The organism is Acidobacteriota bacterium, assembly GCA_039030395.1.
In the GTDB taxonomy this organism is placed as follows: domain Bacteria; phylum Acidobacteriota; class Thermoanaerobaculia; order Multivoradales; family JBCCEF01; genus JBCCEF01.
Window position 1 is genome coordinate 173,683 of sequence record JBCCEF010000008.1, and the last position, 15,238, is coordinate 188,920.

Annotated in this window: 14 protein-coding genes; 6 read left to right on the forward strand and 8 right to left on the reverse strand. The window is 67.3% G+C overall.

Annotated features, from left to right (window positions below):
• Nucleotides 1-12: 12 nt before the first annotated feature.
• Both AAF481_10485 and AAF481_10490 read right to left on the reverse strand, forming a co-directional pair.
• Nucleotides 13-291 carry a hypothetical protein gene (locus tag AAF481_10485; protein ID MEM7481589.1) on the reverse strand — a complete coding sequence of 93 codons (279 nt, stop codon included), beginning with the start codon at nucleotides 289-291 and terminating at the stop codon, nucleotides 13-15.
• Nucleotides 292-461: 170 nt separating this feature from the next.
• Complete coding sequence (locus AAF481_10490) at nucleotides 462-1,199, reverse strand: hypothetical protein (protein ID MEM7481590.1); 738 nt, start codon at nucleotides 1,197-1,199, stop codon at nucleotides 462-464.
• A gap of 50 nt (nucleotides 1,200-1,249) precedes the next feature.
• Here AAF481_10490 and rsmI point away from each other — a divergent pair, with 50 nt between their 5' ends.
• A complete protein-coding gene (rsmI, locus tag AAF481_10495) occupies nucleotides 1,250-1,960 on the forward strand; it encodes a 16S rRNA (cytidine(1402)-2'-O)-methyltransferase (GenBank protein ID MEM7481591.1) in 711 nt (236 codons plus the stop codon).
• Nucleotides 1,961-1,969: 9 nt separating this feature from the next.
• Here the strand turns inward: rsmI and mnmA are convergent, their stop codons facing one another.
• On the reverse strand, nucleotides 1,970-3,082 hold the full coding sequence (gene mnmA, locus AAF481_10500; GenBank protein MEM7481592.1) for a tRNA 2-thiouridine(34) synthase MnmA: 1,113 nt from the start codon (nucleotides 3,080-3,082) through the stop codon (nucleotides 1,970-1,972).
• A 23-nt stretch (nucleotides 3,083-3,105) separates the two neighbouring features.
• Complete coding sequence (locus AAF481_10505; protein MEM7481593.1) at nucleotides 3,106-4,272, reverse strand: cysteine desulfurase family protein; 1,167 nt, start codon at nucleotides 4,270-4,272, stop codon at nucleotides 3,106-3,108.
• Between the two features lie 90 nt (nucleotides 4,273-4,362).
• On the opposite strand from AAF481_10505, the gene AAF481_10510 reads away from it, so the two are divergent.
• From AAF481_10510 to AAF481_10525, 4 genes are read left to right on the forward strand one after another with little or no spacing between them, the layout of a single operon-like run.
• Complete coding sequence (locus AAF481_10510; GenBank protein ID MEM7481594.1) at nucleotides 4,363-6,900, forward strand: VWA domain-containing protein; 2,538 nt, start codon at nucleotides 4,363-4,365, stop codon at nucleotides 6,898-6,900.
• A gap of 26 nt (nucleotides 6,901-6,926) precedes the next feature.
• On the forward strand, nucleotides 6,927-7,418 hold the full coding sequence (locus AAF481_10515) for an SRPBCC family protein (protein ID MEM7481595.1): 492 nt from the start codon (nucleotides 6,927-6,929) through the stop codon (nucleotides 7,416-7,418).
• A gap of 40 nt (nucleotides 7,419-7,458) precedes the next feature.
• On the forward strand, nucleotides 7,459-9,003 hold the full coding sequence (locus tag AAF481_10520; GenBank protein ID MEM7481596.1) for a hypothetical protein: 1,545 nt from the start codon (nucleotides 7,459-7,461) through the stop codon (nucleotides 9,001-9,003).
• Complete coding sequence (locus AAF481_10525; protein MEM7481597.1) at nucleotides 9,000-9,602, forward strand: class I SAM-dependent methyltransferase; 603 nt, start codon at nucleotides 9,000-9,002, stop codon at nucleotides 9,600-9,602. Before AAF481_10520 ends, AAF481_10525 begins: the two co-directional genes overlap by 4 nt.
• On the opposite strand, the gene AAF481_10530 is transcribed toward AAF481_10525, so the two are convergent.
• Genes AAF481_10530 through AAF481_10545 form a run of 4 tightly spaced genes read right to left on the reverse strand, consistent with a single transcriptional unit; the run spans nucleotide 9,592 to nucleotide 13,684 of the window.
• The gene (locus AAF481_10530) at nucleotides 9,592-10,365 is read right to left on the reverse strand and encodes a class I SAM-dependent methyltransferase (protein ID MEM7481598.1); all 774 of its coding nucleotides are present in this window, start codon (nucleotides 10,363-10,365) and stop codon (nucleotides 9,592-9,594) included. The genes AAF481_10525 and AAF481_10530 overlap by 11 nt on opposite strands.
• Nucleotides 10,358-11,503: a glycosyltransferase family 4 protein gene (locus tag AAF481_10535; GenBank protein MEM7481599.1), complete on the reverse strand. Its 1,146-nt coding sequence runs from the start codon at nucleotides 11,501-11,503 to the stop codon at nucleotides 10,358-10,360. The genes AAF481_10530 and AAF481_10535 overlap by 8 nt, the downstream gene beginning before the upstream one ends.
• Nucleotides 11,503-12,480, reverse strand: coding sequence for a lysylphosphatidylglycerol synthase domain-containing protein (locus tag AAF481_10540; GenBank protein MEM7481600.1), 978 nt, complete (start codon nucleotides 12,478-12,480; stop codon nucleotides 11,503-11,505). The genes AAF481_10535 and AAF481_10540 overlap by 1 nt, the downstream gene beginning before the upstream one ends.
• 16 nt (nucleotides 12,481-12,496) lie before the next feature.
• A complete protein-coding gene (locus AAF481_10545) occupies nucleotides 12,497-13,684 on the reverse strand; it encodes a glycosyltransferase family 2 protein (protein MEM7481601.1) in 1,188 nt (395 codons plus the stop codon).
• Nucleotides 13,685-13,937: 253 nt separating this feature from the next.
• Between AAF481_10545 and AAF481_10550 the strand changes: the two genes are divergently transcribed.
• Nucleotides 13,938-15,074 (forward strand): hypothetical protein, encoded by a 1,137-nt coding sequence (locus tag AAF481_10550; GenBank protein ID MEM7481602.1) that lies wholly within the window; start codon nucleotides 13,938-13,940, stop codon nucleotides 15,072-15,074.
• Nucleotides 15,075-15,238 lie beyond the last annotated feature (164 nt).

Below are 15,238 nucleotides of genomic sequence, written 5' to 3' on the forward strand. Positions count from 1 at the left end.
CCGAGAAAACGCCTACCAGCCGCCACCGCAGCCCGGGCAGGTTTCGCCGGGGTAGTAGTCCGAGTACGGAGACGTCGTTCCCCAGCGGAAAACACCCCAACAGGTAACGATCACCTCGCCGACAATGGTGGTCTTGGCGGCGCTGCTGTAGTACGTCCGATCAGACTCGCGGCAAGGCAGGGCGTTCGCATCCTCGGCCCAGGACAGGCTGACCAAGGTGCCGACCAGCGCCATGGCGACGAGCAGGACACCGGCGATCCAGCGTTTGCGATCTACGAAGGTTGCGGACATCGATCCACCTCCACATCGAGTTCGGCGAGTCCAGCCGGCGCCCGAGCGGCGCCCTCGGTTCACCGAGTTCAAGGTGGATTCACCATAACATCCATATGTTCGAATAATTAGATGTTTTGGAGAAGACAAGCTCCACTACAGCGGAACGCTCAGCGATCGAGGAACGCCAGCTACGGCTCGGCGGCCTCTTCCACCCGGCCGACCACCCGCGGCAAGACTCTCGGCTCATCGAAGAAGACGGAGATGTCCGCCTCGTTGCGCAGGTCGCTGGTCCAGCGCTCGATCTCCTCGTTGAGACGGATCTCCCGGATCAGCGCGCGCAGGCGCTCGCGCACTTCGTCCAGGGGCGGCACCTCTTCGCCCTGGGCGGCCAAGGCCGGCGCGAACTCGTTGTCGTAGTAGGCGCGGATCTCGTCGAGATCCACGAACACCCGGGCGCCCAGCCGCTCCTCCACATAGGTCAACACCGAAAGCTGGCGGGCGACGAGCTGACGCAGCTCGGCCTCGGTGAAGTTCACCCGCCGCATCCGCTGGAGGAACTCCTCCTCGTTGCCGAAACGGTTCTGGATCTCCTGCACCCGATCCTCGATCAGGGACACCGGCGCCTGCTCGAAACCGAAGCGCTCCACCGCCTGCAGCCGCACCCGCTGATCGATCAGATTCTCGAGCACCCGCCGGCGAAAGGAATCTTCGCTTTCGCCGGGCTGCCGCTCCGCCAAGCCGAGACTGATCAGCTCTTCGATCTCGGAGATGAGGATAGGCTCATCGGAAACCACCGCCACCACCCGGTCGACCAGCTCGGGAGGTTCTTGAGCGACCAGAAGCGAGCCGGAGAGCAGGGGGAAAAGCCCCGTCAGCAAGGCGCCGAAAAGGAACGGGAACACGCGGCGTGGCAGTGCATTGCGCATGGATCGCATGCTAGCAGGAGTCGCCGTGGCGCCTGCTACGATCAGCCCCCATGACCGACACACCGAGGGAGAGATCCACCGCCGGACGGCTCCTCGTCGTGCCTACCCCCATCGGCCACCTCGACGACCTCTCGCCGCGCGCCCGCGCCGCCTTCGAGGCGGCGGATTTGGTGGCCTGCGAGGACACCCGCCGCACCGGCAGCCTGCTCGCCAACCTCGGCCTCAAGCGCCCGTTGCTCTCGCTGCACGAGCACAACGAACGGCAGCGTCTACCCCGGCTGCTCGACGAGCTGAAAGGCGGTGCCACCATCGCCCTGGCGAGCGATGCCGGCACGCCGCTGCTGTCCGATCCGGGGTTCGTGCTAGTGCGCGAGGCGGCGGCGGAAGGCATCCGCATCGAGCCCCTGCCGGGACCCTCGGCGGTACTCACCGCGCTGGTCGCCTCGGCCCTGCCGCCGCTGCCCTTCACCTTCGCCGGCTTTCCGCCCCGGAAGAGCGGCAAGCGCCAGACCTTCTACCGCGAAGTGGGCTCCCTCGGCCACACGGTCATCCTGTTCGAATCCCCCCGCCGACTCCTCGCCTCCCTCGCCGACGCCCGGGAAGCCTGCGGCGACCGGCCCTTGGCGGTGGCCCGAGAGTTGACCAAGATCCACGAGGAAGTGCTGCGGGGATCGATCACCGAGGTCATCGCACAGCTCGAAGAAAAGCCCGCCGTCAAAGGAGAGATCGTGGTGGTGCTCGGCGGGCCGCCGAAGGGGTGAGAAGGGCAATCAGCCGAGCGCGCGATCGATCCAGCAGCCGCCCAGCACCTGGGTGCCGCGGTAGAACACCGCCGCCTGGCCCGGCGCCACGCCGCGCTGGGGCTCGGCGAATTCCACCCGCACGCGGTCGCCGGCGAGCGGGGTGATTCGCCCGTCGACCCCTGAGTGGCGGGAGCGGATGCGGATGGTGGCCCCGGCCGAGCCGGAGGAGAGGTCCGGCGGGGAGATCCAGTGCAGGCGCTCGCCCTCGAGGCCGGGAGCCTGCAATTCCTCGTCGTCGCCGACCACCACGCGGTTGCCGGCGGCATCGATTTCGAGCACATACAGGCGACGGTCCGAGGCGATCCCCAAACCGCGGCGCTGGCCGACGGTGTAGCGATAGTAGGGTTCGCCCTGACCGAGCGCCGTGCCGGCGCGGTCCACCAGGGTGGCCGGTTGACCGGTTTCGACCCGGCCGGCGGCGTTGACGATCGGCAGGCCGCCGCCCACCGCGACGCGCTCTTTCCGCTCTTCCATTTCCCGCTCGACGAACTCCCGCACGCTGCCGGCGACGAAACAAATCTCCATGCTCTCGCCCTTCTCGGCCACCACCAGACGGGCCTCGCGGGCCAGTTCCCGCACGGCGTCCTTGTCCATCTCGCCCAAGGGGAATTCCGAGGCGGCGAGCTGCCGCTGGTCGAGCTCGAAGAGGAAGTAGCTCTGGTCCTTGGCCGGATCGAGGGCGGTGTGCAGTTCGCGCCCCTCCGGGCCGTCCAGAAGCCGCGCGTAGTGCCCCGTCGCCACCCGCTCGGCGCCGAAGGTGCGGGCGCGCTCCAACAGGCGATCGAACTTCACCCAGGTGTTGCAGCGCACGCACGGGCTGGGGGTGCGGCCGGCCAGGTAGTCGTCGACGAAGGGATCGACCACCGTTTCGCGGAACTCGTCGTCCATCCGCAGGGTGTAGTGGGGAATGCCCACCTGCTCGGCCACCCGCCGCGCGTCGCCCAGGTCGAGGGCGCCGCAGCAGCGACCGTTGGCGGACTCCTCGCTGCGGTCCCACAGCAGCATGGAGAGGCCCACTACCGGCTGCCCCCGGCGAGCCAGAAGCAGGGCGGCGACGGAGGAGTCTAGGCCACCGCTCATCGCCACGGCGGTCAGCGAATCGCTCACCCCGAGGCCCTCCCGGCGGGCACCGCGGAGCGCAGGTCCGGCACCACGGATTCGAGGGCGGCGAGGAAGGCGGCCACTTCCTCCGGCGTGTTGGGCACGCCGAAGCTCACCCGCAGGGCCGACACCGCCTCCGCCTGGGACGCCCCCATGGCGAGGAGGGTCTTGTTCGGCTCGACGGCGCCGGAGGAACAGGCGGAACCGGTGGACACGCCGAAGCCGGCCAGGTCGAGACGGATCATCAAGGCCTGGGCCTCGGCGCCCACGAAGGAGACGAGGGAAGTGTTCGGCAGGCGCGCCGCGGTGGCGCCGTGGACCACCGTGTCGCCAATCTCCCCCAGCCCGGCTTCGAACTGATCGCGCAGCGCCGCCAGGTGACGGTAGCGCTCCGGCAGCCCGGCACCGGCGCGCGCAGAGGCCACCCCCAGGCCGACGATGGCCGGCACGTTCAGGGTGCTCGCCCGGCGGCGGCGCTCCTGGCCACCACCGACCAACAGGGGGGCCAGTTCCGTCCCGGAACGGATCCACAGGGCGGCGACGCCCAACGGACCGTGGAACTTGTGGCCGCCCAGGGTGAGGAAGTCAACCCCGAGATCCTTCACCCGCACCGGCACCTTGCCCACCGCCTGCACCGCATCGCACAGCACCGGAATGCCGCGATCCCGGCACACGGCGGCGACCTCGGCCACCGGCTGCAGGGTGCCCAGTTCGTTGTGGGCAAGCATCATGCAGACCAAGCGGGTGGAGTCATCGAGGGCGGCGACCACCGCCTCCGCCGGTACCACGCCGTCGCGCCCCGGCGGCACCCGCACCACTTCCATGCCCTGCGCCTCCAACCGCTCGGCGGCGGCGCGGATGGAAGGATGTTCGAGGGTGGCGATCACCAGCCGGCCGCGGTGCTCGTGCTCGAGACCGACGCTGAACATCACGGCGTTGTTCGCCTCGGTGCCGGAGGCGGTGAACACCACCTCCAGGGAATCGGCGCCCAGCAGGCTGGCGACCTGGTCGCGGGCGGCTTCCACCGCTTCCCGCGCCGCCCGGCCGGCGCGATGGACGGATAGGGTATTGCCGTGCTGACCGGCCAGCCAGGGCAGCATTGCCTCCAAAACCTGGGGATCCAGCGAAGTGGTGGCATTGTGGTCGAAGTAGACGAACTCGTCGCTCATGGGAGACGTATTCTATTCGCAGAGGCCCGCGAGCGTATGATTCGGGGAACAAAGCGGCGGCTTCCTCAAGCGCACTAGGAGAAATCATCTATGAGAAAACTCACCCATTGCCTCCTCATCCTGTGCTGCCTTCTCTTCGTCGCGTCCGAACTGGCCGCCGCCAAGGGCTACAAGAACTCCGAGGGCCTCTACCGCAAGAGCACCGCCGAGGTGATCGCCCAACTGCCTGCGGAGTACCAGGCCTGGCTCAAGGAAGTCGAGCTGATCATCACCGAAGACGAGCTGAAGGCCTTCTTCGAGATCGGCGAGGACTACCAGCGGGACGCTTTCATCAAGCGCTTCTGGCGCATCCGCGACCGCTACCCCAAGACCTCCCGGAACGAGTACTACGAGAGCTGGAAGCGGCGCGTCCAGGAGGCCAGAGGCCGCTTCGAGAGCCTGGATACGGACCGCGCCCGGGTGTTGTTGCTGAATGGCTTTCCGGACAGCCTGATCCAGTTTCGCTGCTCTGGAATCTATCCCCTAGAGGTGTGGTTCTACGACACCAGCGATCAGGCCCGGCGGCGGGTGTTCTTGATCTTCTACCGGGTCGGCGGCCTGTCCAAGTACCGCTTGTGGCGCGGCCGCTTCGATGGCCTCGACGAACTGATCGACCGCATCTCCGTCTCCGGCGGCGACCTCCAGGGCCTGCGCGACATCGAGCAGAAGTGCCGCGACGGCGAGGTCCTGGTGGCGGCCATCGCCTTCGCCCTGAACGACCCCATCGGCTTCGAACAGCTCACCCGGCAGGTGATGGTGGATTCCACCGGCCCGTCCGGCGAGTGGATCGCCACCTTCAACACCTACTCGACGGAATTGCCGGCGGACGCAGAGGCCATCCCCGTCAGCCTCAATTTCGACTACCCCGGCCGGCGCCAGAGCCGCACCGCCGTGCAGACCCAGTTGACGGTGCCGCGGGAGGCGGCCGTCCAAGCGGAGCTGGCGGACTACCGGTCCTACAACTTCGTGGTGACCGGCGAGGTGCTACGCGACGACGAGTTGTTCGACAACTTCCGCTACAAGTTCGACTTTCCCGAGGGCCAGGTACCCGGTGAGTCCATTTCGATGGTGCTGGAGCGCTTCCTGCGCCCCGGCGAGTACCAAATGATCCTCAAGTTGGAGGACGTCAACGGCAAGAAGTTCTTCCGCACGGAGCAGGAGATCTCCGTGCCCCGCATCGACAAAGCCCTGCCGCCGCCGCCGCCGAGCGATCCGGAGACGGCCCGCCTGCTGGCCGAAGCGAACGCCGCCATCGCCGCCGGGGAAACCACCCTCAAGCTAGTGCCGCCGCAGGGAAATCTGATCACCGGCTACGTGCGCTTCGACACCCTGGCCACCGGCGAGGACTTTTCCTCGGTCCACTTCAGCCTCGACGACAAGGTGGTGCTGCAAAAGCGGCGGCCGCCCTTCAGTGTGGATCTCGACCTCGGCGAACTGCCCCGCGCCCGCACCCTGGCGGCCATCGGCTACGGCCCCGACGGCGCAGAGCTGGCGCGCGATGAGATCCTGATCAACGCCAACGACAACCGCTTCGCCGTGGAGCTGGTCGAGCCGCGCAAGGGCAAGACCTACGCCCAAAGCCTGCGGGCGGTGGCGCAGATCGACACGCCGGAGGGCAGTGAACCGGAACGGGTGGAGTTCTACCTCAACGAGACGCGCCTGGCGACCCTCTACCAGGAGCCCTGGGAACTGCCGGTGGTGCTGCCGAGCGAAGCCGAGCTGGCCTACGTGCGCGCCGTCGCCTTCCTCCCCGACGGCAATTTGACGGAGGATCTGGTGTTTGTCAACGCGCCGGAATACCTGGAGGAAGTCGATGTTCAGTTCGTCGAGCTGTACACCACCGTCGTCGACCGCAACGACCGCCCGATCGAGGGCCTCACGAAGGAGCAGTTCCGGGTGAGCGAAGACGGCGTGGCGCAGCAGATCGCCCGCTTCGAGCGGGTGCGCAACCTGCCGATCCACGCGGCCATTCTGCTCGACATCTCGCAGTCCATGGAGGAGAGCCTGGGGGACGCCCAGGATGCCGCCCTCGGCTTTTTCCAACAAACCCTCGAACCGAAAGACCGGGCGGCCTTCATCACCTTCAACGACCGGCCGGAGCTGCGGGTGAAGTTCACCAACGAGGTGGACGAGCTGGCAGGCGGCCTGGCGGGGTTGAAGGCCGAGCGCGGCACCGCCCTCTACGACAGCGTGATCTTCAGCCTGTATTACTTCAACGGCATCCGCGGCCAGCGCGCCTTGATTGTGCTGTCCGACGGCAAGGACGAGGCAAGCCGCTTCTCCTTCGAGGACACCCTGGAGTTCGCCCGCCGCGCCGGGGTGAGCCTCTACACCATTGCCCTGCGCGACGATGCGGCCCACAAAAAGCTATCGAAGATCGCCGAAGCCACCGGCGGGCGGTCCTTTCTGATCGACAGCGTCGCCCAGCTCGAAGGCATCTACGCCGGCATCGAAGCGGAGCTGCGCTCGAAGTACCTGATCGCCTACCAGTCGAGCAATTCGAGCGAGAGCGACGACTTCCGCAGCGTCAGGCTCGACGTCGACGTGCCCGGCGCCGAAGCCAAGACGTTGAAGGGCTACTACCCCTAGCCCGCCTTTCCAAGGAGTCGCGCGGTATGCCCTTCGACCCCCCGCAGATCGACATCTCCCGCCGCGGCGGCACCTACACTCTGGAAACCGAGCAGTGGCTGCCGCGAGCCCCGGAGGAACTGTTTCCGTTCTATGCCGACGCCCACAACCTAGAGCGCCTCACCCCGCCGCTGCTGCGCTTTCGGGTGATCACGCCGAAGCCGATCGAGATGGCCGCAGGCACGCTGATCGACTACCGGCTGCGCCTGCGCGGCATCCCGGTAGGCTGGCGCACCCGCATCCTCGCCTGGGAGCCACCGCACCGCTTCATCGACGAGCAGATCCGTGGTCCCTATCAGCTTTGGCACCACGAACACACCTTCGCACCGCAGGGTGACGGCACGCGGGTCATCGACAAAGTGAACTACCGCATGCTGTGCGGATGGATCGCCCATCCGCTGATGGTGGGCCGGGACGTGCGCGAGATCTTCCGCTTCCGCGCCGAAGCGCTGTGGGAGATTTTCGGCGAGGCGACCTAGCGAACCAGATGCGCGTGGTAGGGTCTGCGGGTTTTCCGCCATGTCCGCCCGCGCCCAGACCGTCCTCGGCTTCTTCGTCTTCACCCTGGCGGTCTACATCCTGTCGGCGCCGGGCCGCATCGACTCCATCGATGGCCAGACCCGCTACGAGGTCACCCAGAACCTGGTGAGCTTCGGCGAACCGGTGCTGCGCGACCCCTGGCTCGCCGGCGGTGGCGTACCGGGGCTCGAGGGCAAGCGCTACTCTTTCTACAATGCCTCCCCCTCCCTGGCCGCCTATCCGCTGGTGTGGCTGGGGGGCCAGTTCGACGATCCGCAGGCGGAGAAGCGCCGCTTCCTCTTCTCCCTGACCACCGCCTTCTTCGGCGCCGGCCTCGCCGCCCTGCTGGTGTTGTTCTGGACGGATCTCGGAGTACCGCTCCGCAGGGCCGCCGGCTGGAGCGCCGTCCACGCCTTCGCCACCCTCGCCTGGCCCGCCTCCACCACCGTGCTCGACCAGGTGCAGCAGGGATTCTGGGTGCTGTTGGCGGCCTGGCTGGTGTTCCGCGCCGCCCGCCAGCGATCCGTGCTGCTGGCCGTCGGCGGCTGCCTGGCGCTGGCGGTGTTGATCAACCACCAGCCGAACTTCGTGCTGCTGGTGCCCACCCTCGCCCTCGCCGGCCTGTCCCCGCCGGCGGCGACGGCGGAGCGACGAACGCCCCGCTGGGCGATCCCGGCGGTCTTCCTGCTGGGGGCGCCCCTCGGCATCGGCCTTTCCTTCTACTACAACATCATCCGCTTCGGCACGCCGTTCTTCCTCGACCGGCTGAACGAACTGGGAGACCAGCCGCCGTTCTTCGGCTCGCCCATCGACGGCCTGTTGGGGCTGCTGTTTTCGCCTGGCAAGAGCATCCTGCTCTACAGCCCCGTGGTGCTGCTGGCGGTGGCCGGGTGGTTCGCCCTGCGGCGCCGCTGGAAGTGGCTCGCCTGGGCGGCCGCCGGCACCTTCCTGATGCAGCTCGTGTTCACGGCGTTCCTCTCCTTTTGGCACGGCGACTGGTGCTGGGGGCCGCGCTACTTGATGGTGGTGCTGCCGCTCGTCAGCTTAGGCCTCGCCTTTCTCGACCTCGCCGGCTGGAAAAAGGGCGCGGCCTACGGCCTGATCGCCGCCGGCTTGGGCGTACAGCTTCTGGGGTTGGGAGTCGTCCACGAACGCTTCTTCTTCGAGAACCGCCAGCTCAACTGGCCCCGGCCCGGCCACTACTTTCATGTCTCGGCGTGGCTGACGAGGCCCGGCGAGGTCTGGCAGATCGTCACCGAGGGACCGCCGGCGGAGGCTGTCCAGTTCGCTCCCACCCCCTACCCGGAAACCGAGACCTACTACATCACCGGCGTCCTGCCGGACGAAGATCCGGTGGAGTGGATGCGCGGCTACCAGGTGTTCTACCGCCTGCGGCCGTGGACCTTCTGGTTGCCGACGCTGCCGCCGAAGGAGCGGCCGGTGCCCTTCGCCCTGCCGCTCATCGCCCTGCTGCTGACGGCGGCCGGCGGCGGTGCATTGGCCGCTCGGGGCCTCCGCCGGGCCGGCCAGGCGGCCGCCCCGTGAACGCCTACCGGCGGCGGGTTCTCGAACACCTGCGGGCGCTCCTCGCCCCCATCGCACCGGTGGGGCGAGCCCTCGACTACGGCAGCGGCGACGGCTGGTTCGCCCACTCCCTGCTGGCGGAAGGGTTGATCGAAGAGATCGTGGCGGTGGACGTCCAGCGGCGGGAGCACCACTTCATCGAACCGCAGCTCTACGACGGCGAGCGCCTGCCCTTCGACGACCGCTCTTTCGATCTGGTGTACGCCGTCGATGTGCTCCACCACACGCCGGATCCGGCGGCGAGCCTGCGCGACCTACTGCGCTGCAGCCGGCGCCACTTTCTGCTGAAGGACCACAACCACGACACCGCCCTCGGCAAGTGGACCCTGGCGCTCCTGGACGAGGCCGGTAACCGAAAGTTCGGCGTGCCGTCGCTCTACCACTACCAGCGCCGCTGGAACTGGCTGCCGGTGATCGAGGAAGAGGGATTCGAGGAACAGGAGAGGCGGGCGAAGATCCTCATCGAGGAGCGCCCGCTGCTGCGGTGGTTCGTGAACGAGTTCCAGTTCGTCGGCCGCTGGAGCAGGGCGGAAGCGGCGTGCGAGGACGTCAGCGCTTGACGGCCACCGCCGCCAGCTCGAAGCCCTTCTTCGGGCCCACCCGGCTGAGCAGCCAGTGCACCCCGCGCACCAGCGGGAAGACCTTCTCGTAGAACCGGAGGCCCGGCGGTGGCGAGGCCACCAGGTCACCCCAGGTCCAGGAATCGCGCTTGCGGATGCCGCGCTCCAGCCACAGGTGGACCAGGGCGATCGAGTCGAGCATCAGCTTGGACCCCAGGCGCATGAGCTGCCGCACCTCCCCCACCTCGAGGCCGGCCCGCTCCAGCCGGGCGGTCAGGCCATCCACCCGGTAGCCGGCGGTGAAGTGGCGCTCCGGCCCCTCCTGCTCATGCACCGACTCCACCCCGATCAGGTCGAGGAAGTCCGGGAAGCCCCATTCGAGGGAGGGTACCGTCAGTACCAGGCGGCCACCGGGCTTCAACACCCGCGACACCTCCGCCAGCACCGCCTCGTCGTCCGGGCAGTGCTCCAGCACATCGGCCAGCAACACCGTGCCGAAGCTGCCGTCGCGAAAGGGCAGTCCGTCGGCGCTGCCGCAGCAGGGCGTTAGACCGCCGGCCAAGAGCGACGACAGCACAATGTCGCAGGAGACGGTCGGCGTCAGCCGGGAGGCGAGGAGTTTGCGCGAGTAGTAGCCGAGGCCGGCACCGAGATCGAGAGCCGGTCCCTCGGCCCCCGCCAGCAGCGAGCCCAGAAGCGGCAGCTTCTCCCAGGTGGCGAGATCCAGTTCGACGATGTCATCAGCAGTCCAGGTTCTAGCCATCCTCAGTGCTCCTCACCAGCTCCTCCACCACTTCCGCATACTGCCGCGCCATCGCCGGGAAGCCCCAGCGGGCATCGGCATAGGTCCGGGCCGCATCACCGCGGCCATTTTCGAACAGCGCCGGCAGCGCCTCGGCCATCGCCTCCGGCGTCCGGGCGGCGGCCAGGCACCCGCCGGCCGCCCCGGCCGTCACCTCGCGGGCGAAGGGCTCTTCCTCGGAGACCAACGCCGGCAGGCCGCAGGCCATCGCCTCCTGCACCACCAGCGGCAGGCCCTCACCGTGGGAGGGCAGGAAAAAGGCGTCCGCCGCACGGTAGATCCAGGGCATCTCCTCCGGCACCACCGAACGGCGATGCTCGATCCGCCCCTCGGCCGCCGACACCTGCTCCGCCAGCGGGCCGTCGCCGACCATCAGAAACCGGATCTCCGGATGCCGCCGGGCGACCTCCACCACCACCGGCACCCCCTTCTTCTCCACCAGCCGGCCGACGAACAGCACCGTCCGCCGATCCTCCTCGGGCAGGCCGAGGCGACCTTGGGCCTGCCGCCGCTCCTCCGCCGAAGGCGGCCGGAAGCGTTCGAGGTCGATGCCGTTGTAGATCTTCTGGCGCGGCGTTCCCGCCGGCAAAAGGGCGTTCACCCACAGCTCGGCGCTCGGGGTCGCCAGGACAATGCGGTCCACCCGCCGCAGCAGGCGGCGTCCCATGGTGCGGTAGGCGACGTGTTCGATGCCGTTGAGCAAGCGGGATCCGTACTTGACGAAGCCGATGTGCTGGGTGAGAAACACCGGCACGCCGCGGCGCCGGGCCATCGCCGCCCCAAAGTAGCTGCCGGGGTAGAGGCAGTCGTGAACGTGCAGCACATCGGCCCAGCGGGTCAGCTCCGCCAAGCGCCGCCAGCCGGTAGGCCCCCACAGCGGCACCGGCACCCCGAGGCGGTCTTCCAGCACGTTCCAGGTGGGCACCCGCAGTCGGTCGGCGTCCTCCTTGGCGCCTTCGGTGGCGCCCTTCGGCGAGTCGCTCGCCAACCAACGCACCTGCCAGCCGCGCTCGCGATAGGCGACATCGAGCGAGGCGGCGACGCGCTCGATACCGCCATGGTGGGGCGGCATGTAGTGGGTGACCACGCCGACGCGCATCAGCCGTCGCCCTCCGCCGCCGAAGGCGCCATCGCGCGCAGCGTGGGACCGAGGCAAATCGCGCCGAAAAGAGCCTGAGTCACCAGGCCGAGGGCATGATAGACCAGACTGAAGGACAGGATCTTCGCCTCGCCGGCAGCGCCGGCGACGTAGCCGCTCAGCAGCCAAACCTGCGCCGCCTGGAAGGTCCCCAACCCGGCCGGTGCGATGGGCAAGGCAGTGATCAGCAGGACGATCGCCAGGAGGGCCAAGCCTTCCCCGAAAGGCACCGGCACCCCCCACAGCCGCAGGGCGCCCCAATGGCCGAGGAGCAATAGCAGGGTGTGCGGCAAGCGAGCGGCGAAGGCCCGGCCATGATCCGCCAGGGACACCGCGAACAGGGGGGCCAGCCAGCTCCGGCGCCGCAGGATCGCCGGCGGTCGCGCCAGCACCACGGCACCGAAACCACCGAGCACCGCCAACGCCGTCACCGTCGGCAGCAACCCAGCGATCTCATCGGAGAAGGCACCGGCCACCACATTCCACCCAAAAACCGCCAGCACCCCCACCGCCAGCAACGTCGCGAGGGACCCGGCGGTCACAAACAGCGCCGCGCCGGCGGCCGCGGCGGTGGGCACCCCGGTGCGCCGCAAATAGATGCCGATGCCGCCCTGGCCGAGCAAGAAATTCAACACCGTGAGGAGATAGGAGGCGCCGCGTACCCACAGCACCGTGCCCAACGGCCGCTCGATGCCGAGAAGGCGCAGGGCCACCCGCGTCGCCACCCCATCGGCCACCAGGGTGACACCCACCTGCACCACCACGTACAGGGCCAGCCACCCGACCGGCCCTTCGCCCAAATGCAGGAGAAGTTCTTCGAGGGGAATGCGCCACAGCAGGAGCGCGAGCAGGGCACCGGGCACCAGCCAGCGCGCCAGGCGCCCGAATCGCCGCCAACCCCTGGACCCGGAGTCCTCGGCAAGAGGCTCGACGCTCACCGGCCGACGCCGAGCCTTACCGGCGCTCGATCATCAACAGGCTGATCATGAAGGAAGCAAAGCAGGTCTGGAGACCGATCACCATCGCCGCCATGCCGATCACCACGCCGCGCACCGCCATCAACTCGCCGTAGCCGGAAGCGATCCAGTCGAGGACGATCTTGATCTCCAGCCACAGGCCGGCGCCAAACACCAGCCCACCCAGGATCAGTCCGCGTTCCAACGTGAACAGCTTGTTGAACCACGGTAACCACTGGCCTTTTCGAGCGAAGCCCGCCCCCATCGAGAAGGCCTTCGCCAGAATGTCGAAGAGGACCAGGTTGTAGCCGAGGATCGAAGCCGCCACGCCGAAGAGCAGCGGGTGGTAGTCCCAGGTCACCCCGAACATCTCCCGCGGCCCGCCACCCAGCAACAGCACCAGCGCCAAGCCGATCAGCATCAGCAGGATGCCCGGAAGCTGGAACAGATAGCTCGGCGAGAACAGCAGCATAAAGCGCACATGGCGCCAGGCGTCGCGCATGCCGACCAGCTTCGACTCGCCGATGCGCGGCCGGTAGGTGATGGGGATCTCCTCGATCTTCAGCCGTTCGCGCAGCGAGTTGACCACCATCTCCGAGGCGAACTCCATGCCGGTGGTGCGCAACCCCATGCGCTGGTAGGCCTCGCGGGTGAACGAGCGCATGCCGCAATGGGAGTCCGATATCCGGGTGCGGAACAGCAGCTTCAACATGCCGGAGAGGATCGGATTGCCGATCCAGCGGTGGCTCCAGGACATCGCACCGGGCAGGATCTCACCCTTCAGCCGCGTGCCCATCACCAGGTCGTAGCCGCGCTCCTTCAGGGGCTCGATGAACGGCTCCAGATTCTCGAACGGGTAGGTGTCGTCCGCGTCGCCCATCACCATGTAGCGGCCGCGGGCCGACTCGAAGCCCTTCAAGTAGGCCGAACCGTAGCCCTGGCGATCCTCGTGCACCACCCGCGCACCGGCCGCCTCGGCGATCTCCGGCGAACCGTCCGTCGAACCGTTGTCGGAAACCACCACTTCACCGGTCACCCCCATCGCACGAATCGCACCGAGGGCCTTCTCCACACAAACCCCCACCCCCTCCGCCTCGTCGAGGCAAGGCATCACCACCGAGACTTCAATATCGCCCTGCGGAATGGACTCTGCTCCCTCAGCACCGTGGCTTGAACCGTTGCTCACAACACCCCCTCATTTCAGGACCTACGCGATGAACAGCAAGGGCGCGAGCATACCAGAGGGGAAAGCCCCGAAAGAGCGCGGACGCATGGGGCTCGGCGCGATCGCGATCGCGCCGAGTCATCGGTGCCCGGTAGGGATTACGAAGAGTTCTCGAAGTTTTCTGGAAGGACTTCCGCGACGTTCTCGACGCACTCTGATGGGCAGTTCCTTGCACTAGATCGAAGCACCTGACGAGAAAAACCATGGAGGGAAGATGCCCCGATTCCAGCGCAACCTCATTCGACTCGCCACCTTACTGCTCATCGCCCTACTCGGAACACCTGCCCTTGCCGGCCAAACCTACATCGAAGAGATGACCGCAGACCGCGTCACGACCACCACCATGCTCGGCTTCAATATCGCTCGCTGCAAGAGCGAAATGCGAAGCGAGTGCGTTTCCTGGGGGAATTCCACCTGTCGCCCCAGCGCACCTCAGTCTCCCGCCAGGCTGCTGGGCGACTTCGACTACCAACTCATCTTCGGAGGCTGTGGCAACGCCGCTCACCCCGGCCCGTGTGTCTACACCTTGCGCTGCACTGAATCCTGCCGGGTCACCTGCGCCAACAATCCCACACCACCGCCTGTCCCCAGTCAATGCGACTACACCAATCAAACCGTCTGCAACGGACACTGCCCCGGTCGCTTCAACAACAACGGGGTCTGCTTCAACTGGACTTCCGTCGCACCCAACTGCTGGATGTGTCGCTGCCGGACGGGAACACCCGCCTGCGAATGCACCGGCACCTGTGGCCCTTCTGGCCAGAATCCGCAGCAAGAACAAAACGGCGACCCGGAATGCCCCGGCACACCGATCGTCATCGACATGGATCGAGGAGGCTTTCACCTGACCTCGCTCGAGGATGGCGTGTTGTTCGACATCAACGCCGACGGGATCGTGGAGTCTGTGGCCTGGACCGACCCCAGCTCCGGCGACGGCTGGCTCTTCCTCGACCGCAACCAGAACGGCCGAATCGACGACGGCGGAGAACTCTTCGGTGACTCCACCCCTCTCGTTGCCGGCGGACCCGCTCCCCATGGCTTCGCGGCGCTGGCGGACCTCGATGCGCCCTTCATGGGCGGCAACGGGGATGGCATCCTCGACGCCTCCGACGAGCGATTCCAGGAACTCGGCGTCTGGGTCGACGCGAATCACAACGGAGAACTGGACAAGGGCGAAGCCCGATCCCTCGACGAAGCGGCGGTCCTCTGGATCGAACTCGATTTCGTCCAGCAGAAGAGCCGGGACGAACACGGCAACTGGTTCCAGTACAAGGGTCAGATCTGGGTGCAAGATGGGCTGGAGGCGGTGCCCCAGGTCATCTACGACGTCATTCTGCAGGCGGTGCGCTAGCCGCCCACGCAGCGCGGGCGGGGCCACAAACCGGGGGGAGCGCGCGCCACACGGGCCCCCCCCACCCCAGGCGAAGGTAGAGGACAAAAAAAAAAAAAAATAAATAAAGAAAATAAAAAAAAAAATATAAAAAGGGGTGGGATATGTTGGAAAATAGCCCCACG

Coding starts and splice junctions, on each gene's coding strand:
- AAF481_10485 (MEM7481589.1), bottom strand. CDS start 291: ATGTCCGCAACCTTCGTAGATCGCAAACGCTGGATCGCCGGTGTCCTG.
- AAF481_10490 (MEM7481590.1), bottom strand. CDS start 1,199: ATGCGCAATGCACTGCCACGCCGCGTGTTCCCGTTCCTTTTCGGCGCC.
- rsmI (MEM7481591.1), top strand. CDS start 1,250: ATGACCGACACACCGAGGGAGAGATCCACCGCCGGACGGCTCCTCGTC.
- mnmA (MEM7481592.1), bottom strand. CDS start 3,082: ATGAGCGGTGGCCTAGACTCCTCCGTCGCCGCCCTGCTTCTGGCTCGC.
- AAF481_10505 (MEM7481593.1), bottom strand. CDS start 4,272: ATGAGCGACGAGTTCGTCTACTTCGACCACAATGCCACCACTTCGCTG.
- AAF481_10510 (MEM7481594.1), top strand. CDS start 4,363: ATGAGAAAACTCACCCATTGCCTCCTCATCCTGTGCTGCCTTCTCTTC.
- AAF481_10515 (MEM7481595.1), top strand. CDS start 6,927: ATGCCCTTCGACCCCCCGCAGATCGACATCTCCCGCCGCGGCGGCACC.
- AAF481_10520 (MEM7481596.1), top strand. CDS start 7,459: ATGTCCGCCCGCGCCCAGACCGTCCTCGGCTTCTTCGTCTTCACCCTG.
- AAF481_10530 (MEM7481598.1), bottom strand. CDS start 10,365: ATGGCTAGAACCTGGACTGCTGATGACATCGTCGAACTGGATCTCGCC.
- AAF481_10535 (MEM7481599.1), bottom strand. CDS start 11,503: ATGCGCGTCGGCGTGGTCACCCACTACATGCCGCCCCACCATGGCGGT.
- AAF481_10550 (MEM7481602.1), top strand. CDS start 13,938: ATGCCCCGATTCCAGCGCAACCTCATTCGACTCGCCACCTTACTGCTC.